General features: G+C 65.7%; 18 protein-coding genes. 13 read left to right on the top strand and 5 right to left on the bottom strand.

What is annotated here, in order from left to right:
- Positions 1-119 precede the first annotated feature (119 nt).
- Complete coding sequence (locus DMX06_RS18760; RefSeq protein WP_110738823.1) at positions 120-377, bottom strand: type B 50S ribosomal protein L31; 258 nt, start codon at positions 375-377, stop codon at positions 120-122.
- Between the two features lie 181 nt (positions 378-558).
- On the opposite strand from DMX06_RS18760, the gene DMX06_RS18765 reads away from it, so the two are divergent.
- Positions 559-2,178 carry an FMN-binding glutamate synthase family protein gene (locus tag DMX06_RS18765; RefSeq protein ID WP_110738824.1) on the top strand — a complete coding sequence of 540 codons (1,620 nt, stop codon included), beginning with the start codon at positions 559-561 and terminating at the stop codon, positions 2,176-2,178.
- Between the two features lie 124 nt (positions 2,179-2,302).
- Here the strand turns inward: DMX06_RS18765 and DMX06_RS18775 are convergent, their stop codons facing one another.
- Positions 2,303-3,721, bottom strand: coding sequence for an amino acid permease (locus DMX06_RS18775; RefSeq protein ID WP_110738826.1), 1,419 nt, complete (start codon positions 3,719-3,721; stop codon positions 2,303-2,305).
- 425 nt (positions 3,722-4,146) lie between these two features.
- On the opposite strand from DMX06_RS18775, the gene DMX06_RS18780 reads away from it, so the two are divergent.
- The 3 genes from DMX06_RS18780 to DMX06_RS18790 all read left to right on the top strand — a co-directional run bounded on the left by DMX06_RS18780 (position 4,147) and on the right by DMX06_RS18790 (position 8,662).
- Positions 4,147-7,266 carry a transglycosylase domain-containing protein gene (locus tag DMX06_RS18780; RefSeq protein WP_110738827.1) on the top strand — a complete coding sequence of 1,040 codons (3,120 nt, stop codon included), beginning with the start codon at positions 4,147-4,149 and terminating at the stop codon, positions 7,264-7,266.
- Positions 7,267-7,370: 104 nt separating this feature from the next.
- Positions 7,371-7,904 (top strand): PadR family transcriptional regulator, encoded by a 534-nt coding sequence (locus DMX06_RS18785; protein ID WP_110738828.1) that lies wholly within the window; start codon positions 7,371-7,373, stop codon positions 7,902-7,904.
- Complete coding sequence (locus DMX06_RS18790; protein ID WP_110738829.1) at positions 7,901-8,662, top strand: siderophore-interacting protein; 762 nt, start codon at positions 7,901-7,903, stop codon at positions 8,660-8,662. The genes DMX06_RS18785 and DMX06_RS18790 overlap by 4 nt, the downstream gene beginning before the upstream one ends.
- A 185-nt stretch (positions 8,663-8,847) precedes the next feature.
- On the opposite strand, the gene DMX06_RS18795 is transcribed toward DMX06_RS18790, so the two are convergent.
- Positions 8,848-9,474 (bottom strand): Pr6Pr family membrane protein, encoded by a 627-nt coding sequence (locus DMX06_RS18795; protein ID WP_110738830.1) that lies wholly within the window; start codon positions 9,472-9,474, stop codon positions 8,848-8,850.
- Positions 9,474-9,695 (bottom strand): VF530 family protein, encoded by a 222-nt coding sequence (locus DMX06_RS18800; protein WP_110738831.1) that lies wholly within the window; start codon positions 9,693-9,695, stop codon positions 9,474-9,476. Before DMX06_RS18800 ends, DMX06_RS18795 begins: the two co-directional genes overlap by 1 nt.
- Positions 9,696-10,083: 388 nt before the next feature.
- Here DMX06_RS18800 and DMX06_RS18805 point away from each other — a divergent pair, with 388 nt between their 5' ends.
- The 7 genes from DMX06_RS18805 to cmoB all read left to right on the top strand — a co-directional run bounded on the left by DMX06_RS18805 (position 10,084) and on the right by cmoB (position 21,124).
- Positions 10,084-12,135 carry a TonB-dependent receptor gene (locus DMX06_RS18805; protein WP_110738832.1) on the top strand — a complete coding sequence of 684 codons (2,052 nt, stop codon included), beginning with the start codon at positions 10,084-10,086 and terminating at the stop codon, positions 12,133-12,135.
- A gap of 283 nt (positions 12,136-12,418) precedes the next feature.
- Positions 12,419-13,765, top strand: coding sequence for a carbohydrate porin (locus DMX06_RS18810; RefSeq protein WP_110738833.1), 1,347 nt, complete (start codon positions 12,419-12,421; stop codon positions 13,763-13,765).
- A 31-nt stretch (positions 13,766-13,796) separates the two neighbouring features.
- Entirely contained in the window at positions 13,797-16,208 is a 2,412-nt protein-coding gene (locus DMX06_RS18815; protein WP_110738834.1) for a glucose/quinate/shikimate family membrane-bound PQQ-dependent dehydrogenase, read from the top strand.
- Between the two features lie 196 nt (positions 16,209-16,404).
- Positions 16,405-18,825, top strand: a complete 2,421-nt coding sequence (gene lon / locus DMX06_RS18820) for an endopeptidase La (protein ID WP_110738835.1) — start codon at positions 16,405-16,407, stop codon at positions 18,823-18,825.
- Between the two features lie 119 nt (positions 18,826-18,944).
- The gene (locus DMX06_RS18825) at positions 18,945-19,337 is read left to right on the top strand and encodes a protease inhibitor I42 family protein (RefSeq protein ID WP_110738836.1); all 393 of its coding nucleotides are present in this window, start codon (positions 18,945-18,947) and stop codon (positions 19,335-19,337) included.
- Positions 19,338-19,427: 90 nt separating this feature from the next.
- Positions 19,428-20,171 (top strand): carboxy-S-adenosyl-L-methionine synthase CmoA, encoded by a 744-nt coding sequence (gene cmoA / locus DMX06_RS18830; protein WP_050703993.1) that lies wholly within the window; start codon positions 19,428-19,430, stop codon positions 20,169-20,171.
- Complete coding sequence (gene cmoB / locus DMX06_RS18835) at positions 20,168-21,124, top strand: tRNA 5-methoxyuridine(34)/uridine 5-oxyacetic acid(34) synthase CmoB (RefSeq protein ID WP_110738837.1); 957 nt, start codon at positions 20,168-20,170, stop codon at positions 21,122-21,124. Before cmoA ends, cmoB begins: the two co-directional genes overlap by 4 nt.
- Positions 21,125-21,192: 68 nt before the next feature.
- Here cmoB and DMX06_RS18840 read toward each other — a convergent pair whose 3' ends face one another.
- On the bottom strand, positions 21,193-21,396 hold the full coding sequence (locus DMX06_RS18840) for a hypothetical protein (protein ID WP_062364203.1): 204 nt from the start codon (positions 21,394-21,396) through the stop codon (positions 21,193-21,195).
- A gap of 268 nt (positions 21,397-21,664) precedes the next feature.
- Here DMX06_RS18840 and DMX06_RS18845 point away from each other — a divergent pair, with 268 nt between their 5' ends.
- Together DMX06_RS18845 and DMX06_RS18850 are read left to right on the top strand one after the other, a co-directional pair.
- Positions 21,665-22,339, top strand: coding sequence for a heavy metal response regulator transcription factor (locus tag DMX06_RS18845; protein ID WP_110738838.1), 675 nt, complete (start codon positions 21,665-21,667; stop codon positions 22,337-22,339).
- On the top strand, positions 22,336-23,611 hold a 1,276-nt coding region (locus DMX06_RS18850), incomplete at its 3' end, for a heavy metal sensor histidine kinase (protein WP_110738839.1). The genes DMX06_RS18845 and DMX06_RS18850, both read left to right, overlap by 4 nt.

The raw sequence follows: 23,611 nt of genomic DNA on the forward strand, positions 1-23,611 counted from the left end.
GGGGTGGCACCGGCTTCGCCGGTGATCGCGGGGCAAGCCCGCTCCCACGCTGGTAATGCTTGCAACTCTGCTCCCTACGCGACAGCACAGCCCAAAAGGCCAGGTGATTGCCTACGAGATCAACGCTTGGCCTGGAAACCGGCGAAGCGCTTGTTGAACCCGGCCACACGCCCTTCGACCGTGGTCTTGCGCTGCTGCCCGGTGTACACCGGATGCGAGGCACTGGACACATCCAGCGCCACGTACGGATAGGTCTGCCCATCGCTGTGCACATGGGTGCGATCGGTCTCGACCGTCGAGCCGATCAGGAAGAACACATCGGCGGCAGTGTCGTGGAACAGCACGGGGCGATAAGCGGGGTGGATACCAACTTTCATGGGGGCAATCTCCTGCGAGTTATGGATACTTTATAACATAACTCAATGCGAATGATTTTCGATACCTGAATTTTCATTTTTCCTCACCCGCCCCACGCTGGCATAGCGGCGCCCAACCGGGCTATGGTCGGGCTTTGCCCCAGGCCCCTGAGCCTGACCGAGCCATTCGCAAGGACACCGTATGAGCCTGTCACTCCTCAGCCGTTACGCCTTTTTTGCCGCCTGCGTGCTGTTCACCCTCGCCAGCCTGCCATTCCTCGCCCACGACTGGTTGTGGCCGTTCACCCTGACCACCGGGGTGCTCAGCCTGATCGGCGTGTTCGACCTGCTGCAGCAACGCCACGCGGTACGCCGCAACTACCCGATCCTGGGCAACATCCGCTACCTGGTCGAGGGTATCCGCCCGGAGATCCGCCAGTACCTGCTGGAGTCCGACAGCGACGCCCTGCCCTTCTCCCGTGCCCAGCGCTCGCTGGTCTACGCCCGGGCCAAGAACGAAGCCTCGGACAAACCCTTCGGCACCTTGATCGACGTCTACGAGTCGGGCTTCGAGTTCATCGGCCACTCCATGCGCCCGGCGCCGCTGGCCGACCCGGCGAGCTTTCGCGTCAGCGTCGGCGGCCCGCAGTGCGCCCAGCCGTACTCGGCGTCTATCTTCAATATCTCGGCCATGAGCTTCGGCTCGCTCAGCGCCAACGCCATCCGCGCTCTCAACCAGGGCGCCAAGCTGGGCAATTTCCACCACGACACCGGCGAAGGCAGCATCAGCCCCTACCACCGTGAACACGGCGGCGACCTGGTCTGGGAGCTGGGCAGCGGCTACTTCGGCTGCCGCACCGCGGACGGCCGCTTCGACCCCGAGCGCTTCGCCGCCCAGGCGCAGAACCCGCAGGTTCGGATGATCGAGATCAAGATGAGCCAGGGCGCCAAGCCCGGCCATGGCGGCATCCTGCCCAAGCACAAGGTGACCCGGGAAATCGCCGAGACCCGTGGCGTCATGATGGGCGAGGACTGCATCTCGCCGTCGCGCCACAGCGCCTTCTCGACCCCGATCGAGATGATGCAGTTCATCGCCCAACTGCGTGAACTGTCCGGCGGCAAGCCGGTGGGCTTCAAGTTCTGCCTGGGTCACCCGTGGGAGTTCATGGGCATCGCCAAGGCCATGCTGGAAACCGGCATCCTGCCCGACTTCATCGTCGTCGACGGCAAGGAAGGCGGCACCGGCGCCGCCCCCGTGGAGTTCACCGACCATATCGGCGTGCCGCTGCGCGAGGGGCTGTTGTTCGTGCACAACACCCTGGTCGGCCTGAACCTGCGCGACAAGATCAAGCTCGGCGCCAGCGGCAAGATCGTCAGCGCCTTCGACATCGCCAGCGTGCTGGCCATTGGCGCCGACTGGGCCAACTCGGCGCGCGGCTTCATGTTCGCCATCGGCTGCATCCAGTCGCAGAGCTGCCACACCAACAAGTGCCCGACCGGCGTGGCCACCCAGGATGCCCTGCGCCAGCGTGCGCTGGTGGTACCGGACAAGGCCCAGCGGGTGCTCAACTTCCACCACAACACCCTGCGCGCCCTGGCCGAGATGCTCGCCGCAGCGGGCCTGGAACACCCGGCGCAACTGGAGGCCAAGCACCTGGTGCGGCGGATTTCGGCCACCGAGATCAAGCTGTTCTCGCAGATGCACGTGTTCCTCAAGCCGGGCGAGTTGCTGACCGGCGAGGTCAATGGGCAGTTCTATTCGCGGATGTGGCAGCTGGCCCGGGCCGACAGTTTCGAGCCGCACAGCGAGGTGGCGGCCTGATAGATCCTGGGGCTGCTGCGCAGCCCTTTCGCGACACAAGGCCGCTCCTACAGGCGATCACGCAATCCTGTAGGAGCGGCCTTGTGTCGCGAAAGGGCCGCAAAGCGGCCCCGATGTTTTCAGATCAGGAGGCAGTACTCGCCACGCCCTGGGCCTCTTTCGGCGCCAGGCGCAAGCTGTAATACAGCGCCGTCAGCAGTACCAGGAACGCCGGACCGATGTACAGGGCCACGCGGGTATCCTCGAAGTACGCCATCAGCCCCACCACCAGCACCAGGAACGCCAGCGCCAGGTAGGAGCTCAGCGGCCACAGCCACATGCGGTACTTCAGCGCGTTGCGCTCGGCGGTGCTCAGCCCGGCGCGGAACTTCAGCTGCGCCAGCAGGATCATCACCCAGGTCCAGATCGCGCCGAAGGTGGCGATCGAGGTCACCCAGACGAACACCTTCTCCGGCACCAGGTAGTTGGCCAGCACGCCCAGCAGCAGCGCGGCGATCGACAGCAGCAGCGCATTGCGCGGCACGCCGCTCTTCGAGGTGCGGGCGAAGGTGGCCGGGGCCTGGCCGTTCTGCGCCAGGCTGTAGAGCATGCGCCCGGTGCTGAAGATGCCGCCGTTGCACGACGACAGCGCGGCGGTGATCACCACGAAGTTGATGATGCCGGCGGCGGTCTTGATGCCCAGGCGCTCGAAGGTCATCACGAACGGGCTGCCCTGGCTGCCGATCTCGTTCCACGGGTAGATCGACAGGATCACGAACAGCGCGCCCACGTAGAACAGCAGGATGCGCCAGAACACCGAGCCGATGGCCTGGGGGATGGTCTTCTGCGGGTTGCGCGCTTCGCCGGCGGTCAGGCCGATCATTTCCACGCCCAGGTAGGCGAACATCACCATCTGCAGCGACATCAGCACGCCGGTCACGCCATTGGGCATGAAGCCGCCGTTGCTCCACAGGTTGGAAATGCCCATGGCCACGCCGTCGTTACCGAAGCCGAAGGCGATGATCCCGATGCCGCCGAGCACCATGGCAATGATGGTGACGATCTTGATCAGGGCGAACCAGAACTCGAACTCGCCGAACGCCTTGACCGCGATCAGGTTGATCGCGCCCATGCTGCCCAGGGCCATCAGCGCCCAGATCCAGCGCGGCACGTCGGGGAACCAGATGCCCATGTAGATGGCCACCGCGGTGATCTCGGCGACGCAGGTCACCAGCCACAGGAACCAGTAGTTCCAGCCGGTGAGGAAGCCCGCCAGGGGGCCGAGGTAGTCTTGCGCGTAGCGGCTGAAGGAGCCTGCCACCGGGTTGTGCACGGCCATCTCGCCGAGGGCGCGCATGATCACCAGGATGGCCAGGCCACCGATGATGTAGGAGAGCATGATGGCGGGGCCGGCCATTTCGATGGCCTTGGCCGATCCCAGGAACAGGCCGACGCCGATACAGGCGCCAAGGGCCATCAGACGGATGTGCCGTTCGCCCAGCTCGCGCTTGAGCGGGCCGCCCTGGACGGACTCGTCGTGGGCAGGATGGTTGCCGACTGGCATAGCAATACAACCTCATTTTGTTATTGGATTTGACCTTCGTGCAGTACCGGCCGCGCCGATAGGCGGGGCGTCGTCTCGCCAGGTCGCCTTGTGGGCGGGCCTGTCCACCGGGCACAGGGCACCGGCGGGTCGAAGGGGGCGAGCAGTATAGGAAGCCATTTGCAGGGCTTTTCACTATATACAGCAGGATATTTGGCGAGAATTCTCGGCTAAATAGCCTTCAACGGAGGGGCATCATGGCCTCGCTCCGCCCATGCACAGGAATGGGGCAGCTACATTAGCAACATTGCCGAAGAATGGAAGTCGCACCAAAGGCGCATGTTCATACGTGATTCTTCGAAGCCTCCTACAAATTTTTCACCAAACTGGACCAGCGTCTAAGCTTCAGACAAGTAACGCGAAAACACCTGGCCGGACTCAAGACTATGGGCGCACTGTGGCAATCGGAACCAACCGGAACGGAAGCACCCAAAGCACCTCAGGCTGAAGCCCCCTTGCCCAAGACCCCACGTCAGCGCCGCCTGTGGTGGCGTCTGATCCTGCTCATCCTGTTGATCGGCCTGGTCGCAGTGGGCCTGGCAGCCTACGACGAGTTCCAGACCTCGCGCCTGCAATCGCGCGAGTTCAGTCGCCTGGCCGGCACCCTGACCTATGCCCTCGAACCCGGCCCCAGCGACGCCATCATCTACCCGGGCGACGGCCCGTTCGACAAGCGCCTGGGCTACAGCGCCCTGGGCGAGTTCCTGCCGCGCCTGCTCAAGCGCGATTACCTGATCAACCAACAGGTGCGTTTCTCCCCGGCGCTGATGAACTACGTCGATCACGGCCTGTTCGTGCCCTTCGTGGAGAAAATCCAGGCCGGCCTGTCGATTACCGACTGCCGCGGCGACATGCTCTACCAGTACAACTACCCGCAGCACCTGTACCCGAACTTCGCGGCGATCCCGCCGGTGATGGTCAACAGCCTGCTGTTCATCGAGAACCGCGACCTGCTTGATCCGAAGGACCCGCAGAACAACCCGGCGGTGGACTGGCCGCGCTTCGCCAAGGCCGCCTACAGCCAGGTGGCCAAATACCTGGCCCTGCCCGGGCAGTCGGCCGGCGGCAGCACCCTGGCCACCCAGCTGGAGAAATACCGGCATTCGCCGGACGGGCTGACCGTCTCGGGCGCCGAGAAGATCCGCCAGATGATTTCCGCCAGCGTGCGCGCCTACCAGGGCGGCCCCGACACCACCGAGGCCCGCGAACGCATCGTGCGCGACTACCTCAACAGCGTGCCGCTGTCGGCGGTGCCCGGCCACGGCGAGGTGCACGGCATGGCCGAAGGCCTGCGGGTGTGGTACGGCGCCGACTTCGACCAGGTCAACCAGGCCCTCACCTCAACGGCCAGCGACGAGAAGAGCATGGCCGAGCGCGGCCTGGCCCTGCGCCAGGTGCTGTCACTGATGATCGCCCAGCGACGCCCTTCGCACTACCTGTCCAAGGGCCGCATCGAGCTGGCCGAGCTCACCGACTCGCACATCCGTGTACTCGCCGCCAACGGTGTCATCGAGCGCCCCCTGGCCGACGCGGCCCTGGCCAGCAAGGCCGTGTACCGCGACTGGGTGGCCCAGCCGACCATCGTGCCGATCATCACCAACAAAGGCATCAGCCTGGCCCGCAACCGCCTGGCAGCCATGCTCAACCGGCCGCTGTACGACCTCGACCGCCTCGACCTGTCGGCCACCAGCACCCTGCAGGCCGACCTGCAGGTGCAGGTCAGCCAGTACCTGAAGAACCTTGCCGACCCGGAGTTCGCCGCACAGATCGGCCTGATCGGCGAACGCCTGCTCACCGCCAAGACCACTGACCAGGTGAGCTACAGCTTCACCCTGTTCGAGCGCACCGCCGATGGCTCGCGGGTGCGGGTGCAGACCGACAGCACCAACCAGCCCTTTGATATCAACGAAGGCAGCAAGCTCGAGCTGGGCTCCACCGCCAAGCTGCGGGTGCTGACCACCTACCTGGAGATCATCGCCGAGCTGCACGACAAGTACGCCGGCAAGCCGGCGGCCGAGTTGAAGAAGGTCCCGGTGGCCGAACTCGACCGCATCACCCAGTGGTCGCTGGAATGGTTGATGCAGAACAGCAAGAACCAGAGCCTGGACGCCATGCTCGACGCCGCGCTCGAACGCAAGTACTCGGCCAACACCGGCGAGGCCTTCTTCACCGGTGGCGGCATGCATGTGTTCAACAACTTCCGCAAGGAAGACAACAACCGCAACCCGACCCTCAAGGATGCCCTGCGCGAGTCGATCAACCTGCCGTTCATTCGCCTGATGCGCGACATCGTGCGCTACGTCACCTACCAACAGCCGTTCAACCGCGAACCGCTGCTCAGGGACGACAGCGACCCGCGCCGCCAGGAATACCTGGCGCGCTTTGCCGACCGCGAAGGCTCCAACTACACCATGCGCTTCTGGAAGAAATACCAGCGCAAGACCTCGCAGCAGCGCCTGGACACCTTCCTCGACAGCCTGCGCGTGACCCCGCAGCGCCTGGCCGCGGTGCACCGTTACCTGTTCCCCGAGGCCGGTCAGGAGACCTTCAACGCCTTCGTCCGCGCCCACAGCAAGGAAGACAAGAAGGCCTTGGCCAAGCTCACCGACGGCCGCCTGGTGGAGATGTACGAAGCCTACGGCCCGGGCAAATACGACCTGCCCGACCAGGGCTACATAGCCAAGGTCCACCCGCTGGACCTGTGGCTGCTCGGCTACCTGCTGAAGAACCCCGGCGCCTCGCTCAAGGACGCGCTCAACGCCAGCCGTTTCGAGCGCCAGGAGGTCTACAGCTGGCTGTTCAAGAGCCGCCACCAGGGCGCCCGCGACAGCCGTATCCGCACCATGGTCGAGATCGAGGCGTTCACCGATATCCACCAGCGCTGGAAGCGCGTCGGCTATCCGTTCGACCATCTGGTGCCGTCGCTGGCCACCGCCATCGGCAGCTCCGGCGACCGCCCGGCGGCGCTGTCCGAACTGGTCGGGATCATCCAGAACGACGGCGTGCGCCTGCCCACGCTGCGCATCGACACCCTGCACTTCGCACAGAACACCCCCTATGAGACGCAACTGATCAGCGACCCGGACCGTGGCCAGCGAATTCTCCCGGTGGAAGTCGCCCGGGCGCTCAAGGGCGCGATGTCGCAGGTGGTCGACGCCGGTACTGCGCGGCGCATCTCCGGCAGCTTCAAGCTGCACGACGGCACCCCGCTGGTGATGGGCGGCAAGACCGGCACCGGCGACAACCGCATCGAAAGCTTCGGCGCCGGCGGCCGGCTGATCGGCTCGCGTTCGCTGAACCGCACCGCGACCTTCGTGTTCTTCCTCGGCGACAATCACTTCGGCACCCTCACCGCGTTCGTCCCGGGGCGCTCGGCCGAAGCCTTCAAGTTCACTTCGGCGCTGCCGGTGCAGGTACTCAAGGGCATGGCGCCGATCCTCATGCCATACCTGGAGCCGGGCAATCCCACCGCCTGCAAGGCGCCGCAGGTGACGGGCCAGTCATGAATCATCAAAAAAATAGATGATAATCATCTGCATTTGAAGGCTTGTCTTTAGATATATCTTGAGTAATATCTTGCGATATATCTAAACAGACGGAGCCCTTCCCCATGCGCGACCACGACCCCTTCGAACGCCGCCCTGGCCGCGGCGAACGTGGCCCGCGGGTGTTCGCCCCGGGCGACCTGAAGCTGCTGATGCTGTCGATGCTGGCCGAGCAACCCGGCCACGGCTACGACCTGATCCGCCAGATCGAGACCCTCTTCGACGGCAGCTACAGCCCCAGCCCCGGGGTGATCTACCCCACCCTCAGCTACCTCGAGGAAGCCGAGCTGGTCACCGGCGCCATCCAGGGCAGCAAGCGCCTATACGCCATCACCGATGCCGGCCGCAGTGCCTTGCAGGACCAGGCCGTCGCCCTCGACGGCGTGCGCATGCGCATCGAGGTGAGCAAGCGCGCCCTGCGCGGCCACGACCGCCCGCCGGAAATCCACGAAGCCGTCGGCAACCTGCGCCACGCCCTGCACATGCACAGCGGCCGCTGGACCAGCGAAGAGATCGAGCGGGTGCGCAACCTGCTCAACGACACCGCCAAGGCCATCGCCTCCGGGCCGGCCACCCCTGTTACGGAGAACACTCCATGAGCGACACCATCCATCGCGTCAACCACGAGATCCGCCAACGCCGCCTGGAAGTGCTGCGGGTCACCGAGCTCACCCCGCGCATGCGCCGCATCACCCTCGGTGGCTCGGAGCTGGCCGGTTTCACCAGTGTCGGCACGGACGACCACGTCAAGCTGCTGTTCGCCTGCACGCCCGAGGAACAGCAGGCCATTGACGCGCGCAACCTGGGTCGTGACGGCGGCGCCCGACCGACCATGCGTGAGTACACGCCACGGCGCATCGACCTGGTGAACAACCAGCTGGATATCGATTTCGTCCTGCATGGCGACGGCCCCGCCTCCACCTGGGCGGCCCAGGCCGCGCCCGGCCAGACCCTGGACATCGCCGGCCCGCGAGCCTCGATGGTGGTGCCGGATATCTTCGACAGCTACCTGCTGGTTGGTGATGAAACGGCCATCCCGGCCATTGCCCGGCGCCTGGAGGAACTGCCGGCGGGCCGCCAGGTGCTGGCGGTGATCCAGATCGAGGACGAGCAGGAGCGCCAGACGCTGACAAGCAAGGCCCAGGTCGAGGTGATCTGGGTGCGTCGACACCAGGAGGATGTGTTGGAGCGGGTGAAGCACCTGGCGTTGCCCCAGGGCCGGTTGTATGGCTGGGTGGCGCTGGAGAAGGCACTGACCCGCCAGGCCAAGGCGCTGCTGCTGGAGAAAGGCGTGCCCGAGGATGCCCTCAAGGCTGCGGCTTACTGGCGAGCTGACGGTACCGCCGACGACGAATGATCGGGATCTGCACACCCCGGTGTAGGAGCGGCCTTGCCGAGGCGTCGGACCGGCCGGAAAAGGCTGCAAAGCAGCCCCGGGATCTCAGCGCCTAGGCAGAAATTACCGGGGCCGCTGCGCGGCCCTTTCCGGCCGGTCCGACGCCTCGGCAAGGCCGCTCCTACAGGGATTGCATATGGCCAATCTCATGAAGGCCTGCGCCTGCGATCCAACCCCAGCAGTACCAGCCCGATCCCCCAGAACCCCGCCAGCACCATCAAGGCATTGCTCAGCGCCTGCCCATATCCCAACCGTGCCACGTCGATGAACGGATAGGGATAGACCCCGATCTCATGCCCGCGCAGCAGCACGAAGGCGAAATACAGTGCCGGGTACAACGCCCAGGCCGCCAGGTGCCAGAGCCGCAATCGCCCCTTGGGTACCTCCAGCCACCAGTACAGGAGGAACACCAGCGGCATCACATCGTGCAGCAGTTCGTCCGCCAGCCACTGCCAGCCCTGGGGCTGCCACAGGTGGCGCAGCAACAGGCTGTAGGCCAGCGCCACCAGCAGGATGCTGGCGGCGATGCACGAGCTGACCGCCGGCGACAGGAACCAGCGCCTGACCGCCGACTCGCGGCCGAACGCGGCATGGCTGAGCACGGTGGCCACCAGCGTGTTGCTCAGCACGGTGAAATAACAGAACAGGTTGACCAGCCCGCCGATCAGGCTGGCCTGCTCCTGCCAGCGCGCCAGCAGCACCAGATACAACTGGATCGCCAGGCCGGTCCAGCCGAGGACGGCCGCCAGGGTCAGCCAGGGCCGGCGTGGCATCAGCCTTTGCGCTGCAGCTTCACGTACAGCTGCTCGACCTTTTCCCGTGCCCAAGGGGTCTTGCGCAGGAACGCCAGGCTCGACTTGATGCTCGGATCGCTCTTGAAGCAGCGGATGTCGATGCGCTCGGCCAGGCCCTGCCATTGGTAGTGCGCCACCAGCTCGGTGAGGATCTGCTCGAGGGTCTTGCCGTGCAGCGCGTTGTGATTGGCCGTGCTCATGCCAGTGCTCCAGGTTCGGGAAGGTGCGCACCTTACACGAGTGTAGTGGGGTAGTGGCATCTGCAGCCTGTACGGCTGTGCCTTGTAGGAGACGCCCAACCCTTCGGGCCACGCTGTCGCGCTGGGAACTGTCCCCCTGTGGGAGCGGCCTTGCCGAGGCGTCGGACCGGTCGGAAAGGGGCGCGCAGCGGCCCCAGCTTCTGAGCCACCATCAAAATTGCCGGGGCTGCTGCGCAGCCCTTTCGCGACGCAAGGCCGCTCCCACAGGCTGGGCGATTTCCTACAGGTAAACATGTCGCCCGACAAAAGACTGGCCAGTACCGAATAGCTTGTGATGAAATGTTATAAAGTAACTATTAACAATTCTGCCAAGGAACGCCACATCCCCATGCGTCACATGCCGCTGCACCTCTCCCCCCTTGCCGTCGCGCTCTGGCTGGCCTCCACCTCCAGCCAGGCCGTCGAACTGCAACCCCAGGTGATCACCGCCAACCCGCTGGGCAACGCCCAACTGGCCGCGCCCAGCACCGTCCTCGAGGGCGACGACCTGCTGCAGCAGCAACACGGCAGCCTCGGGGAAACCCTCAACAAACAGCCCGGCGTCGCCTCCACCTGGTTCGGTCCTGGCGCCAGCCGCCCGGTAATCCGCGGCCTGGACGGCGACCGTATCCGCATCCTGCGCAACGGCGTCGGCGCCCTGGATGCCTCGTCGCTGTCCTACGACCATGCAGTGCCACTGGACCCGGTCACCGTCGAGCGGGTCGAGATCGTCCGCGGTCCGGCCGCGCTGCTGTATGGCGGCAACGCCATCGGCGGCGTGGTCAACACCTTCGACAACCGCATCCCCGACTCGCCTATCGACGGCATCCACGGCGCGGGCGAGCTGCGCTACGGCGGCGCCGACACCACCCGCAGCAGCGCCGGCAAGCTGGAGGCCGGCAACGGCGCCTTCGCCCTGCACCTGGACGCCAACAGCCGCCAGTTCAACGACCTGCGCATCCCCGGCTACGCCCGCAGCTCGAAGGTGCGCGATGCCGACGAGCCCGGCAGCAAGCATCGCCTGAAAAACAGCGACGGGCGGCAGGACGGCGGTGCGATCGGCGGTTCCTATCACTGGGACCATGGCTACACCGGCCTTTCCTATAGCCGCTACGACAGCAACTACGGCTCGGTGGCCGAGCCCGGCGTGCGCCTGGACATGCAGCAGGACCACTACGGCTTCGCCTCGGAACTGCGCGACCTCGACGGGCCGTTCAGCTCGGTCAAGGTCGATGCCGGCTACACCGACTACCAGCACCGCGAAATCGAAAGCGGCGAAGTGCACACCACCTTCAAGAACAAAGGCTACGAAGCGCGCATCGAGGCCCGTCACCAGCCGCTGGGCCCGGTCGAGGGCGTGATCGGTGCCCAGGTCAGCCGCAACGAGTTCTCCGCGCTGGGCGAGGAAGCGTTTGTCCCGCATACCGACACCGACAGCCTGGCGCTGTTCCTGCTCGAACAATGGCAGGCCAGCGAACGACTCAACCTGAGCCTGGGCGCGCGCCTTGAGCACACTCGGGTCGATCCGGATGCCAAGGGCAACGAGAACTTCGCCGGGGCCGACAGCGCCAGCAGCTTCAACGCCTTCAGCCTGTCCTCGGGCGCGGTGTACCAGCTCGACCCGATCTGGTCGCTGGCCGCCAACCTCGGCTATACCGAGCGCGCGCCGACCTTCTACGAGCTGTACGCCAACGGTGCCCACGTGGCCACCGGCGCCTACGAGATCGGCGATCCGAACCTGAACAAGGAAAAGGCCATCTCCACCGACCTGGCCCTGCGCTTCGACAACGGCACCCACAAGGGCAGCGTCGGCGTGTTCTACAGCCACTTTCGCAACTACATCGGCCTGATCGGCACCGGCAACCTGCGTGAAGGCCATGATCACGGCCACGACGATCATGACCACGATCACGACCATGATCATGACCACGGCGATATCCCCGAGTATGCCTACCAGGGCGTGCGGGCACGCTTCTACGGCATCGAGGCCCAGGATCGCTGGCAACTGCTGGAAAACCGCTACGGCAGCTTCGCCCTGGAACTGTCCGGCGACTACACCCGGGCCAAGAACCTCGACAGCGGCGAGCCGCTGCCGCGCATCGCGCCGCTGCGCCTGAACAGTGGCCTGGTCTGGGAGCTGGACCGCTGGCAGGCGCGGGTCGATGTACAGCACGCCGCGTCACAGCACCGCAAACCGGCCAACGAGACCCGCACAGACGGTTACACCACCCTCGGCGCCAGCCTGGGGTATCGCTTCGACATCGGCCAGAGTGAATGGCTGGCCTTCGTGCGCGGCGAGAACCTCACCGACCAGACCGTGCGCTATGCCAGCTCGATCCTGCGCGATATCGCGCCGGCGCCGGGGCGTAGTGTGCAGGTAGGGCTGCGCACTTCCTTCTAAGGCTCCTCTGTGGGAGCGGGTTTACCCGCGAATGCGTTAGTGGATTCAACATTGCATTCGCGGGTAAACCCGCTCCCACAGTGGCCCCTGTACCTCGAACTGTTACCTAGTGAGCAACAATCCCCTGCGACATTTTGTCTTTTTTTCTTACAACTTCCCCTATATCCTCCCCGCCGCAAGCTGAATCGCTTCACTCGATACCCAACGCAGTCATTTCCCTTCGAAGATCTCGCACTTCGTTGCGCTTGCCGTTTCCTCAACAATCAAAAGATAGCGCTATCTCATGCTCCAGCTGCCCAATACCCGCTACTCCGGCCTCGCCCTCGCCACCCTGCTCGGCGCCCTGTCCCCCACCACCAGCGCCAACGAGATGTTCGCCAAGGACTCACCGTGGATGCTCGGTGACTGGGGCGGCACCCGCAGCGAGCTGCTGGAAAAAGGCTATGACTTCACCCTCGGCTACACCGGCGAGATGGGCAGCAACTTGCACGGCGGCTACAACCATGACCGCGCCGCGCGCTACAGCGACCAGTTCACCTTCGGCGTGAACATGGACCTGCAGAAGATCCTTGGCTGGCACGACACCGAGTTCCAGCTGACCGTCACCGAACGCCATGGCGACAACATCAGCAACGACCGTATCAACGACCCGCGCGTCGGCGGCTTCACCTCGGCCCAGGAAGTCTGGGGCCGTGGCCAGACCTGGCGGCTGACGCAGATGTGGATCAAGCAAAAGTACTTCGATGGCGCGCTGGATGTGAAATTCGGCCGCTTCGGCGAAGGCGAGGACTTCAACAGCTTCCCCTGCGACTTCCAGAACCTGGCCTTCTGCGGCTCGCAGGTGGGCAACTGGGTTGGCGGCATCTGGTACAACTGGCCGGTCAGCCAGTGGGCCCTGCGCGTGCGCTACAACCTGAACGACGAACTCTACACCCAGGTCGGCGTGTTCGAGCAGAACCCCTCCAACCTCGAAAGCGCCAACGGCTTCAAGCTCAGCGCCAGCGGCACCCAAGGCGCGGTGATGCCGATCGAACTGGTCTGGAGCCCGCGGGTCAATGGCCTGAAAGGGGAATACCGCGCCGGCTACTACTACAGTAATGCCAAGGCACAGGATGTACTCAAGGACAGCAACGGTGCGCCGGCCGCCATCAGCGGCGCCGCCTACCGCAGCAGCTCGAGCAAGCATGGCCTGTGGCTCGGCGCCCAGCAGCAGGTGACCGCGCTGGCCTCGGACCAGTCGCGTGGCCTGAGCCTGTTCGCCAACGCCACGGTGCACGACAAGAAGACCAATGCCATCGACAACTATGTGCAGGCAGGTGTGGTTTACAAGGGGCCCTTCGATGCCCGCGCCAAGGACGACATCGGTTTCGCCCTGGCCCGCGTGCACGTCAATCCCGGCTACCGCAAGAACGCCCGCCTCATCAACCAGGCCAACGGCCTGGACGACTACGACAACCCCGGCTTCCTGCCCGTGCAGGACACCGAGTACAGCGCCGAACTCTATTACGGCATCCACCTGGCCGACTGGCTCACCGTGCGCCCGAACCTGCAGTACATCCGCCATCCGGGCGGGGTGTCGCGGGTCGACGACGCGTTGATCGGCGGCCTGAAGATCCAGAGCAGCTTCTAACCCGACCCTTTCACACTACGGAGAACAGACGATGAGCACTGACGGTGCCAAGAATGGAACCCGCTGGCTACCGCGCCTGATGGGCGTATTGCTGCTGCTGATGGGGCTGGCCCTGCTGGCCGGCGGCATCAAGCTGAGCCAGCTGGGCGGCTCGCTTTACTACCTGATTGCCGGCATCGGCTTCGCCCTGTCCGGCATCCTGCTGCTGGCCAAGCGTCGCATCGCCCTGGGCCTGTATGGCCTGGTGCTGCTGGGCAGCACCGCCTGGGCGCTGCTGGAAGTCGGCCTGGACTGGTGGCAGCTGGTGCCACGCCTGGCCATCTGGTTCGCCATCGGCGTGGTCCTGCTGCTGCCGTGGGCACGCCGCCCGCTGGTCGGCCCCGCGTCGAAGGTCAACACCGCCCTGCTCAGCGTCGCCGTGGTCGCCTCCGGCGCCACCGCCGTGGCCAGCCAGTTCACCCACCCGGGCGAGATCCGTGGCGAGTTCACCCGCGACAACAGCGAGATGGGCAGCGCCGCCCCGGCCATGCCGGACGGTGAATGGCAGGCCTACGGCCGCACCGAACACGGCGACCGTTACTCGCCGCTGCGCCAGATCACCCCGCAGAACGCCTACCGCCTGGAAGAGGCCTGGCGTATCCGCACCGGCGATCTGCCGAGCGAAAACGACCCGGTGGAGCTGACCAACCAGAACACCCCGCTGAAGGTCAACGGCATGCTCTATGCCTGCACCGCCCACAGCCGCCTGCTGGCCCTGGACCCGGACACCGGCGCCGAGATCTGGCGCTACGACCCACAGGTCAAGAGCCCCACCGGCACCTTCAAGGGCTTCGCCCACATGACCTGCCGCGGTGTCTCGTACTACGACGAGAACAGCTACGTCAGCCGTGACGGCAGCCCCGCGCCGAAGATCACCGACGCAGGCCAGGCCGTGGCCCAGGCCTGCCCGCGCCGCCTCTACCTGCCCACCGCCGATGCCCGCCTGATCGCCATCAACGCCGACACCGGCAAGGTCTGCGAAGGCTTCGCCAACCAGGGCGTGATCGACCTGACCCGCGGTATCGGCCCGTTCACCGCCGGTGGCTACTACTCCACCTCGCCGGCGGCGATCACCCGCAGCCTGGTGATCATCGGTGGCCACGTCACCGACAACGAGTCGACCAACGAGCCGTCCGGCGTGATCCGCGCCTACGACGTGCACGACGGCCACCTGGTGTGGAACTGGGACAGCAACAACCCGGACGACACCAAGCCCCTGGCCGACGGGAAGCTGTACAGCCGCAACTCGGCCAACATGTGGTCGATCGCCAGCGTCGATGAAGACCTGGGCATGATCTACCTGCCGCTGGGCAACCAGACCCCCGACCAGTGGGGCGCCGACCGCACCCCGGGCGCCGAGAAGTACAGCGCCGGCATCGTCGCCCTGGACCTGGCCACCGGCAAGGCGCGCTGGAACTACCAGTTCACCCACCACGACCTGTGGGACATGGACGTCGGCAGCCAGCCGACCCTGGTACACCTGAAGACCGACGACGGCGTCAAGCCGGCGGTCATCGTGCCGACCAAGCAAGGCAGCCTGTACGTGCTCGACCGCCGCGACGGCACGCCGATCGTACCGATCCGCGAGATCCCGGTCCCCCAGGGCGCCGTGAAAGGCGACCACACCGCGCCGACCCAGGCCCGCTCCGACCTCAACCTGCTCGGCCCCGAGCTGACCGAACAGGCCATGTGGGGCGCCACGCCGTTCGACCAGATGCTTTGCCGCATCCAGTTCCGCAGCCTGCGCTACGAAGGCCAGTACACCCCGCCATCCGAGCAGGGCAGCCTGGTCTACCCGGGCAACGTCGGCGTGTTCAACTGGGGCAGCGTGTCGGTCGACCCGGTGCGCCAGATCCTCTTCACCTCGCCGAACTACATGGCCTTCGTGTCGAAGATGATCCCGCGTGAGCAGGTAGCCGAAGGCAGCAAGCGCGAAAGCGAGACCAGCGGCGTGCAGCCGAACGCCGGCGCGCCATACGCGGTAACCATGCATCCGTTCATGTCGCCGCTGGGCATCCCGTGCCAGGCGCCAGCCTGGGGCTATGTGGCGGCCATCGACCTGTTCACCAACAAGGTGGTGTGGAAGCACAAGAACGGCACCACCCGCGACAGCACCCCGGTGCCGATCGGCATGCCGGTGGGCGTGCCGAGCATGGGCGGCTCGATCGTTACCGCCGGTGGCGTGGGCTTCCTCAGCGGCACCCTGGACCAGTACCTGCGTGCCTATGACGTGAAGAACGGCCAGGAGCTGTGGAAGGGCCGCCTGCCGGCAGGCGGCCAGGCCACGCCGATGACCTACACCGGCAAGGACGGCAAGCAGTATGTACTGGTGACCGCCGGCGGCCATGGCTCGCTGGGCACCCGCATGGGTGATTACATCATCGCTTACAAATTGGCTGAGTAAACGCTGCTCCCTCACAGGCACAGCCCTGTGGGAGCGGCCTTGCGTCGCGAAAGGGCTGCAACGCAGCCCCGGGACTACTGTACAGATCGCCGGGGCCGCTCTGCGGCCCTTTCGCGGCACAAGGCCGCTCCTACACCATTGAAACCCATCTTCCCCTGCCCCATCTAAGCACCATAGCCATTCACGCAGGTGCCCCATGAGCGACCAGCAGGATTTCCCGGAACATCCCGACGAACACAGCGAAGTCGAACACCTCGATACCTCGGCCACCCCCGGCCACCACCTCGCCCTGCCCGGCCAGCAACTGCCGGACAAGGTCTACGTGATCCCGATCCACAACCGCCCGTTCTTCCCCGCGCAAGTGCTGCCGGTGATCGTCAACGAAGAACCCTGGGCCGAAACCCTCGACCTGGTCGCCAAGACCCCGCACCACTCCCTGGCCCTGTTCTTCATGGACACCCCGCCGGAAGACCACCGCCACTTCGACACCAAGGCCCTGCCCGAGTACGGCACGCTGGTGAAGGTGCACCACGCCAGCCGCGAAGGCGGCAAGCTGCAGTTCGTCGCCCAGGGCCTGACCCGGGTGCGCATCCGCACCTGGCTCAAGCACCATCGCCCGCCGTACCTGGTGGAAGTCGACTATCCACGCCAGCCGGCGGAGCCCACCGACGAGGTCAAGGCCTACGGCATGGCCCTGATCAACGCGATCAAGGAACTGCTGCCGCTCAACCCGCTGTACAGTGAAGAGCTGAAGAACTACCTCAACCGCTTCAGCCCCAACGACCCTTCGCCGCTCACCGACTTTGCCGCCGCCCTCACCTCGGCCACCGGCAACCAGCTGCAGGAAGTGCTCGACTGCGTGCCCATGCTCAAGCGCATGGAGAAGGTCCTGCCGATGCTGCGCAAGGAAGTCGAGGTGGCCCGGCTGCAGAACGAGATCTCCGCCGAGGTGAACCGGCAGATCGGCGAGCACCAGCGCGAGTTCTTCCTCAAGGAGCAGCTCAAGGTCATCCAGCAGGAGCTGGGCCTGACCAAGGACGACCGCAGCGCCGACCTGGAACAGTTCCAGCAGCGCCTGGAGGGCAAGACCCTGCCTGACCAGGCGAAAAAACGCATCGACGAGGAAATGGGCAAGCTGGCCATCCTCGAGACCGGCTCGCCAGAGTACGCCGTTACCCGCAACTACCTGGAATGGGCCACGGCCCTGCCTTGGGGCGTGTACGGCAAGGACAAGCTCGACCTCAAGCACGCGCGCAAGGTGCTCGACCGCCACCACGCGGGCCTGGACGACATCAAGGAGCGTATCCTCGAGTTCCTCGCCGTGGGCGCCTGGAAGGGCGAGATCAGCGGCTCCATCGTGCTGCTGGTGGGCCCACCGGGTGTGGGCAAGACCAGCATCGGCAAGTCCATCGCCGAATCCCTGGGCCGGCCGTTCTACCGCTTCAGTGTCGGCGGCATGCGCGACGAGGCCGAGATCAAGGGCCACCGCCGCACCTATATCGGCGCCCAGCCGGGCAAGCTGGTGCAGGCGCTGAAGGAAGTCGAGGTGATGAACCCGGTGATCATGCTCGACGAGATCGACAAGATGGGCCAGAGCTACCAGGGCGACCCGGCCTCGGCGTTGCTTGAGACCCTCGACCCCGAGCAGAACGTCGACTTCCTCGACCATTACCTGGACCTGCGCCTGGACCTGTCCAAGGTGCTGTTCGTCTGCACCGCCAACACCCTGGACTCGATCCCCGGCCCCTTGCTCGACCGCATGGAAGTGATCCGCCTGTCCGGCTACATCACCGAAGAGAAGCTGGCCATCGCCAAGCGTCACCTGTGGCCCAAGCAACTGGAGAAGGCCGGCGTGTCCAAGGCCAGCCTGGGCATCAACGACAACGCCCTGCGCGCGGTGATCGAAGGCTACGCCCGCGAAGCCGGGGTGCGGCAGCTGGAAAAACAGCTGGGCAAGCTGGTGCGCAAGTCGGTGGTCAAGCTGCTCGAGGACCCCGGGGCCAAGATCAGGATCGCCGCCAAGGACCTGGAGCCCGCCCTGGGCATGCCGGTGTTCCGCAGCGAACAGGTGCTGGCCGGCAAGGGCGTGATCACCGGTCTTGCCTGGACCAGCATGGGCGGTGCGACCCTGCCCATCGAAGCCACCCCCATCCATACCCTCAGCCGCGGCCTCAAGCTCACCGGGCAGCTGGGTGAGGTGATGAAGGAGTCGGCGGAGATCGCCTACAGCTACGTCAGCTCGAACCTGAAGCAGTTCGGCGGTACGCCGGGCTATTTCAACGAGGCCTTCATCCACCTGCATGTCCCTGAAGGCGCCACGCCGAAGGACGGCCCCAGCGCCGGCGTGACCATGGCCAGCGCCCTGCTGTCACTGGCCCGTGACCAGGCGCCGAAAAAGGGCGTGGCCATGACCGGCGAGCTGACCCTGACCGGGCAGGTACTGCCGATCGGCGGGGTGCGCGAGAAGGTGATCGCGGCGCGGCGGCAGAAGATCTTCGAGCTGATCCTGCCGGAGGCCAACCGTGGCGATTTCGAAGAATTGCCCGAGTACCTGAAGGAAGGCTTGACCGTGCATTTCGCCAAGCGCTTCGCCGACGTGGCGAAAGTGCTGTTCTAAAAAGACCAGGCCCGCTTTGCGGCCCTATCGCCGGCAAGCCGGCGACAGGGCCCGCACAGACCACACAAACTTCTGACAGCTTCGGTTATCCTCAGGCAACTTCAGCCTCAGGAGCCAACATGATCGCCCCTCGCCTGCTCGTTCCCCTGGGCCTGGCCCTGCTCACCGCCTGCGCCCAGCACCCGCAACGCACCGTCGAACTGGACGGCGATAGCGAGTGCCCCAAGCGCCTGGTCGTCGGCCAGACCATGACCCTCACCCTGCCCAGCAACCCCACCACCGGCTACCGCTGGCTGCTGCAGAACCCGGCCCCGGACATCCTGCGCAGCCTCGGCCCCGAGGTATACAACTCACCGGAACAAGCCGGCATCGTCGGCAGCGGCGGACTTTCCACCTGGCGTTTCCAGGCCAAGGCCGCCGGCGAGGGTCACCTGATCCTGGTCTACCAGCAGCCGTGGGCCCCGGAAGTGCGCCCGGTGCAGACCTTCGATTGCGCCATCCGGGTCAAGTAAGCGGGCGGCGCCGGTCAGCGAGTCATGCAAGCTTGCCGTGGTTTGGCTAGAATGCCGCCCCTGTAGATTGCCAGCCGCCTGGACCCACCCGTGAGCAAACAACCCGACCGCCTATTCGCCCAACCCCTGGAGCAGGTGCCCGACTTCGTCTTCAACGAAGACGTGGTGCAGGTGTTCCCGGACATGATCAAGCGCTCGGTGCCCGGTTACCCGACCATCGTCGAGAACCTTGGCGTGCTGGCCGCGCGCTTCGCCCAGCCGAACTCCGCGCTGTACGACCTCGGCGCCTCGCTGGGCGCGGTGACCCAGGCGCTGCGCCGCCATGTGCGCACGGACGGCTGCCGGGTCATCGCGGTGGACAACTCCGCGGCCATGGTCGAACGCTGCCGCCAGTACCTCACCGCCCAGGACTCGATGTTCCAGGAGCTGCTGCCGGTGCAGGTGCTAGAGGCCGACATCCTCGCCCTGCCCTTCGAGCCGGCCTCGGTGGTGGCGATGAACTTCACCCTGCAGTTCGTCGCCCCCGAGCAGCGCCTGGAACTGCTTGGCCGCATCCGCCAGGCCCTGTTGCCGGGCGGTGCGCTGATCCTCTCGGAAAAACTGCGCTTCACCGACGCGCAGGAGCAGGACCTGCTCAACGAACTGCACCTGGACTTCAAGCGTGCCAATGGCTACAGCGAACTGGAAATCGCCCAGAAACGCAGTGCCATCGAGAACGTGATGAAGCCCGACACCCTGGAAACCCATGAGCAGCGCCTGCGCGCCGCCGGCTTCTCCAAGGTCGTGCCCTGGTTCCAATGCCTCAACTTCGCCTCGCTGATAGCCCTGCCATGATCGATCTGTCCCCCCTCGTCCGCCGCCTGGCGGGCACGCCCCTTGCCACCTGGTCCCAGGGCCTGCAGGCGCAACTCGAAGCCAAGCTGGAAAAGGGCCACGGCGACCTCGACCGCTGGCGCGGCGCCCTCGAGGCACTGCCGCGGCTGACCCCGAACGAGATCGACCTGGTCGACGGCCTGCGCCTGGACTGCGCCTGCGACGACGCCACCCGGGCGCAGATGCGCCAGGCACTGATGGGCCTGTCGCCCTGGCGCAAGGGCCCGTTCGACCTGTTCGGCGTGCATGTCGACACCGAGTGGCGCTCGGACTGGAAATGGTCGCGGGTCAGCCCGCACCTGGACCTCAAGGGCAAGCGTGTGCTCGACGTCGGCTGCGGCAACGGCTACTACCAGTGGCGCATGCTCGGCGCCGGCGCCGACATGGTCATCGGCGTAGACCCCAACTGGCTGTTCTTCTGCCAGTTCCAGGCCGTGCAGCAGTACCTGCCTGAACTGCCGGCCTGGCACCTGCCGTTCGCCCTCGAGGAGCTGCCGGCCAACCTCGAAGGCTTCGACACCGTGTTCTCGATGGGCGTGTTCTACCACCGCCGCTCGCCCATCGAGCACCTGCTGGCGCTCAAGGACTGCCTGGTCAAAGGCGGCGAACTGGTGCTGGAAACCCTGGTGATCGAGGGCGACGAAAACCAGGTGCTGGTGCCCGAGGATCGCTACGCGCAGATGCGCAACGTCTGGTTCCTGCCGTCGGTACCGGCCCTGGAGCGCTGGTTGCGCCGCGCCGGCTTCAGCGATGTGCGCTGTGTCGATGTCAGCGTGACCAGCGTCGAGGAGCAGCGCAGCACCGAATGGATGCGCTACCAGTCGCTGGGCGACTTCCTCGATCCGAACGACCACGGCAAGACTGTCGAAGGCCTGCCGGCCCCGCGCCGCGCCACGCTGCTGGCACGCAAATAAAAAAGGGCGCCCGTTCGGGCGCCCAGGTTCACCTGCGCCGAGGAGCTGTCGCGGCGCAGGTGTGGTACTCAGTCCTTGGCCAGTTCGCGGGCCTTTTCCTCGGCCTTGCGCTCGCGCTCGGCCAGCGCCTGCTGCTTGTCGCCGTACAGGCGTGCCTGGTCGTCGCGGAACGCTTGCCAGAATTGCTTCGAACGCTCCGCGCCGCCTTCGGCGAAAACGCTGGTGCTGCCCAGGGCGAGAATCGCCAGCAGCAGGTACTTGGTCAGGTTCATCGTGCTTGCCTCGTGATAACCGTTTCGACAGGACCATCATCGCAAGCGGCAGCTAACGCCAAGGTGAGGCGGACATTACAGTCCTGCAAGACAACCGCATCGCGGGGAAAGCCCGCTCCCACAGGATCGCCCTGTCAGGCACATGACCGGCGCATTACAAATCCGTTATTCCCGCCGCTTGCCCATTCGCATCCAGTAACATCCTCGCCGCTTGACCCTGATGTCACTACAGGGTCGAGAATCGCCCCTTTCCACACAGAGCCCGACCATGCGCCTACTGATCATCGAGGACGAACCCCGCACCGCCGACTACCTGCAACAGGGCCTGCGCGAGAACGGCTACGTGGTCGACTGCGCCCATACCGGCACCGACGGCCTGCACCTGGCCCGCCAGCAGCCGTACGACCTGGTGATCCTCGACGTCAACCTGCCCGGGCTCGATGGCTGGGGCGTGCTGCAGCGCCTGCGCGCCGAGTCGTCGACACGGATCATGATGCTCACCGCCCATGGACGACTGGCCGACCGGGTCAAGGGACTCGACCTGGGCGCCGACGACTACCTGCTCAAGCCCTTCGAGTTTCCCGAACTGCTGGCGCGCATCCGCAGCCTGTTACGGCGCAATGACCAGCACCTGCAGCCGAGCACGCTGAAGGTCGCCGACCTCGAACTCGACCCCGGCCGCCATCGAGCCTGGCGCGGCGGCCAGCGCATCGACCTGACCGCCAAGGAATTCGCCCTGCTGCACCTGCTGATGCGCCAGAGCGGCGAGGTGCTGTCGCGCACACAGATCATCTCGCTGGTATGGGACATGAACTTCGACTGCGACACCAACGTGGTGGAGGTGTCGATCCGCCGCCTGCGGGCGAAGATCGACGATCCGTTCGAGGACAAGCTGATTCATACCCTGCGCGGCGTCGGCTATGTGCTCGAGGCGCGGACGTGAAGCGCCCCAGCCTGTCGTTGCGCCTGGGCCTGACCGTCACCCTGCTGGGGGCGGCGCTGGTCCTGCTGCTGGCGTGCCTGGCGGTGTTCGCCCTCGACCATGAGCTGGACAGCCGCGCACGCAAGGACCTGGCGCGCAAGATGCAGCAGGTCGAGCACAACCTGCGCGTCGACCTGCGCAGCGACGACCTGGGCGCTCGTGCCCACCCCCTGCTCGACCTGGTCATGGGCCATGACAACCTCAGCCTCAGCGTGATGGCCGTCAACGGCCGCCACCCTGCCCTGCTCAGCCTGGGGCCGGCGCTACAGTCGCAGCACCTGCTGGACCTGGAAGCCGACAAGCGGCTGACCTTCCATACCTGGCGCGACGACGACGGCAACCAGATCCTCACCGCCAGCCGCCTGATGCGCCTGCGCGACGACACCCCGGTCAAGGTGCTGATGTCACTCAATCGCAGCGACGACAACAGCCTGTTGCAGGCCTACCTGAACTCGACCCTGCTGGCCCTGCCGCTGCTGCTGGTGCTGATCGGCATCGCCGCGTGGAAGCTGGTACAGCGCGGCCTGCGCCCGCTGCGGCATTTTCGCCGGATCGCCGGGCAGGTCTCGACCCAGGACCTGGAACACCGCCTGCCGGACGAGGGCCTGCCCGCCGAACTGGCCGACCTGGCCCGTGCCATCAACATCATGCTCGACCGCCTCGACCAGGGCGTGCGCCAGCTGTCGCAGTTCTCCGACGACCTGGCCCACGAACTGCGCACGCCGATCGGCAACCTGATGGGCAAGGCCCAGGTGACCCTGGCCCGCGAGCGTGACGGCGACAAGTACCGCGAGGCGCTGGAAGACAGCGTCGAGGAACTGACCCGGCTCAACCGCATCATCAACGACATGCTGTTCCTCGCCCAGGTCAGCCAGCCGCAGACCCAGGTGGCGCTTGTGCCGGTAGCGTTGGCCGACGAGGTGGCCCGAGTCAGCGAGTTGTTTGCCTTCAGTGCCGAGCTCAAGAGCATCTCCCTGCACCTGCAAGGCTGGGGTACCGCGATGGCTGACAAGCTGATGTTCCAGCGAGCGCTGTCGAATCTGCTGAGCAATGCGATTCGTCATGGCCCTGAAGGCCAGCCGGTGGCCGTGGGGATTGAGCGAGTCGGCGACCAGGTCTGCGTGTGGGTGGAAAACCGTGGGCCGGGGATTGGCGAGGCGCATTTGCCGCACCTGTTCGAGCGGTTCTACAGGGCCGGGGCCGGGCGTTCGCGATTGGAAGGCGGGACGGGGT

It is taken from the genome of Pseudomonas mosselii (assembly GCF_003205295.1).
Classification (GTDB): domain Bacteria; phylum Pseudomonadota; class Gammaproteobacteria; order Pseudomonadales; family Pseudomonadaceae; genus Aquipseudomonas; species Aquipseudomonas mosselii_B.

What these genes read in the sequence shown, in the direction of transcription:
- DMX06_RS18785 (WP_110738828.1), top strand. Translation starts at nt 7,371, where the DNA reads ATGCGCGACCACGACCCCTTCGAACGCCGCCCTGGCCGCGGCGAACGT.
- DMX06_RS18775 (WP_110738826.1), bottom strand. Translation starts at nt 3,721, where the DNA reads ATGCCAGTCGGCAACCATCCTGCCCACGACGAGTCCGTCCAGGGCGGC.
- DMX06_RS18810 (WP_110738833.1), top strand. Translation starts at nt 12,419, where the DNA reads ATGCTCCAGCTGCCCAATACCCGCTACTCCGGCCTCGCCCTCGCCACC.
- DMX06_RS18765 (WP_110738824.1), top strand. Translation starts at nt 559, where the DNA reads ATGAGCCTGTCACTCCTCAGCCGTTACGCCTTTTTTGCCGCCTGCGTG.
- DMX06_RS18825 (WP_110738836.1), top strand. Translation starts at nt 18,945, where the DNA reads ATGATCGCCCCTCGCCTGCTCGTTCCCCTGGGCCTGGCCCTGCTCACC.
- DMX06_RS18795 (WP_110738830.1), bottom strand. Translation starts at nt 9,474, where the DNA reads ATGCCACGCCGGCCCTGGCTGACCCTGGCGGCCGTCCTCGGCTGGACC.
- DMX06_RS18800 (WP_110738831.1), bottom strand. Translation starts at nt 9,695, where the DNA reads ATGAGCACGGCCAATCACAACGCGCTGCACGGCAAGACCCTCGAGCAG.
- DMX06_RS18815 (WP_110738834.1), top strand. Translation starts at nt 13,797, where the DNA reads ATGAGCACTGACGGTGCCAAGAATGGAACCCGCTGGCTACCGCGCCTG.
- DMX06_RS18805 (WP_110738832.1), top strand. Translation starts at nt 10,084, where the DNA reads ATGCGTCACATGCCGCTGCACCTCTCCCCCCTTGCCGTCGCGCTCTGG.
- DMX06_RS18845 (WP_110738838.1), top strand. Translation starts at nt 21,665, where the DNA reads ATGCGCCTACTGATCATCGAGGACGAACCCCGCACCGCCGACTACCTG.
- cmoB (WP_110738837.1), top strand. Translation starts at nt 20,168, where the DNA reads ATGATCGATCTGTCCCCCCTCGTCCGCCGCCTGGCGGGCACGCCCCTT.
- DMX06_RS18780 (WP_110738827.1), top strand. Translation starts at nt 4,147, where the DNA reads ATGGGCGCACTGTGGCAATCGGAACCAACCGGAACGGAAGCACCCAAA.
- DMX06_RS18760 (WP_110738823.1), bottom strand. Translation starts at nt 377, where the DNA reads ATGAAAGTTGGTATCCACCCCGCTTATCGCCCCGTGCTGTTCCACGAC.
- DMX06_RS18840 (WP_062364203.1), bottom strand. Translation starts at nt 21,396, where the DNA reads ATGAACCTGACCAAGTACCTGCTGCTGGCGATTCTCGCCCTGGGCAGC.
- DMX06_RS18790 (WP_110738829.1), top strand. Translation starts at nt 7,901, where the DNA reads ATGAGCGACACCATCCATCGCGTCAACCACGAGATCCGCCAACGCCGC.
- lon (WP_110738835.1), top strand. Translation starts at nt 16,405, where the DNA reads ATGAGCGACCAGCAGGATTTCCCGGAACATCCCGACGAACACAGCGAA.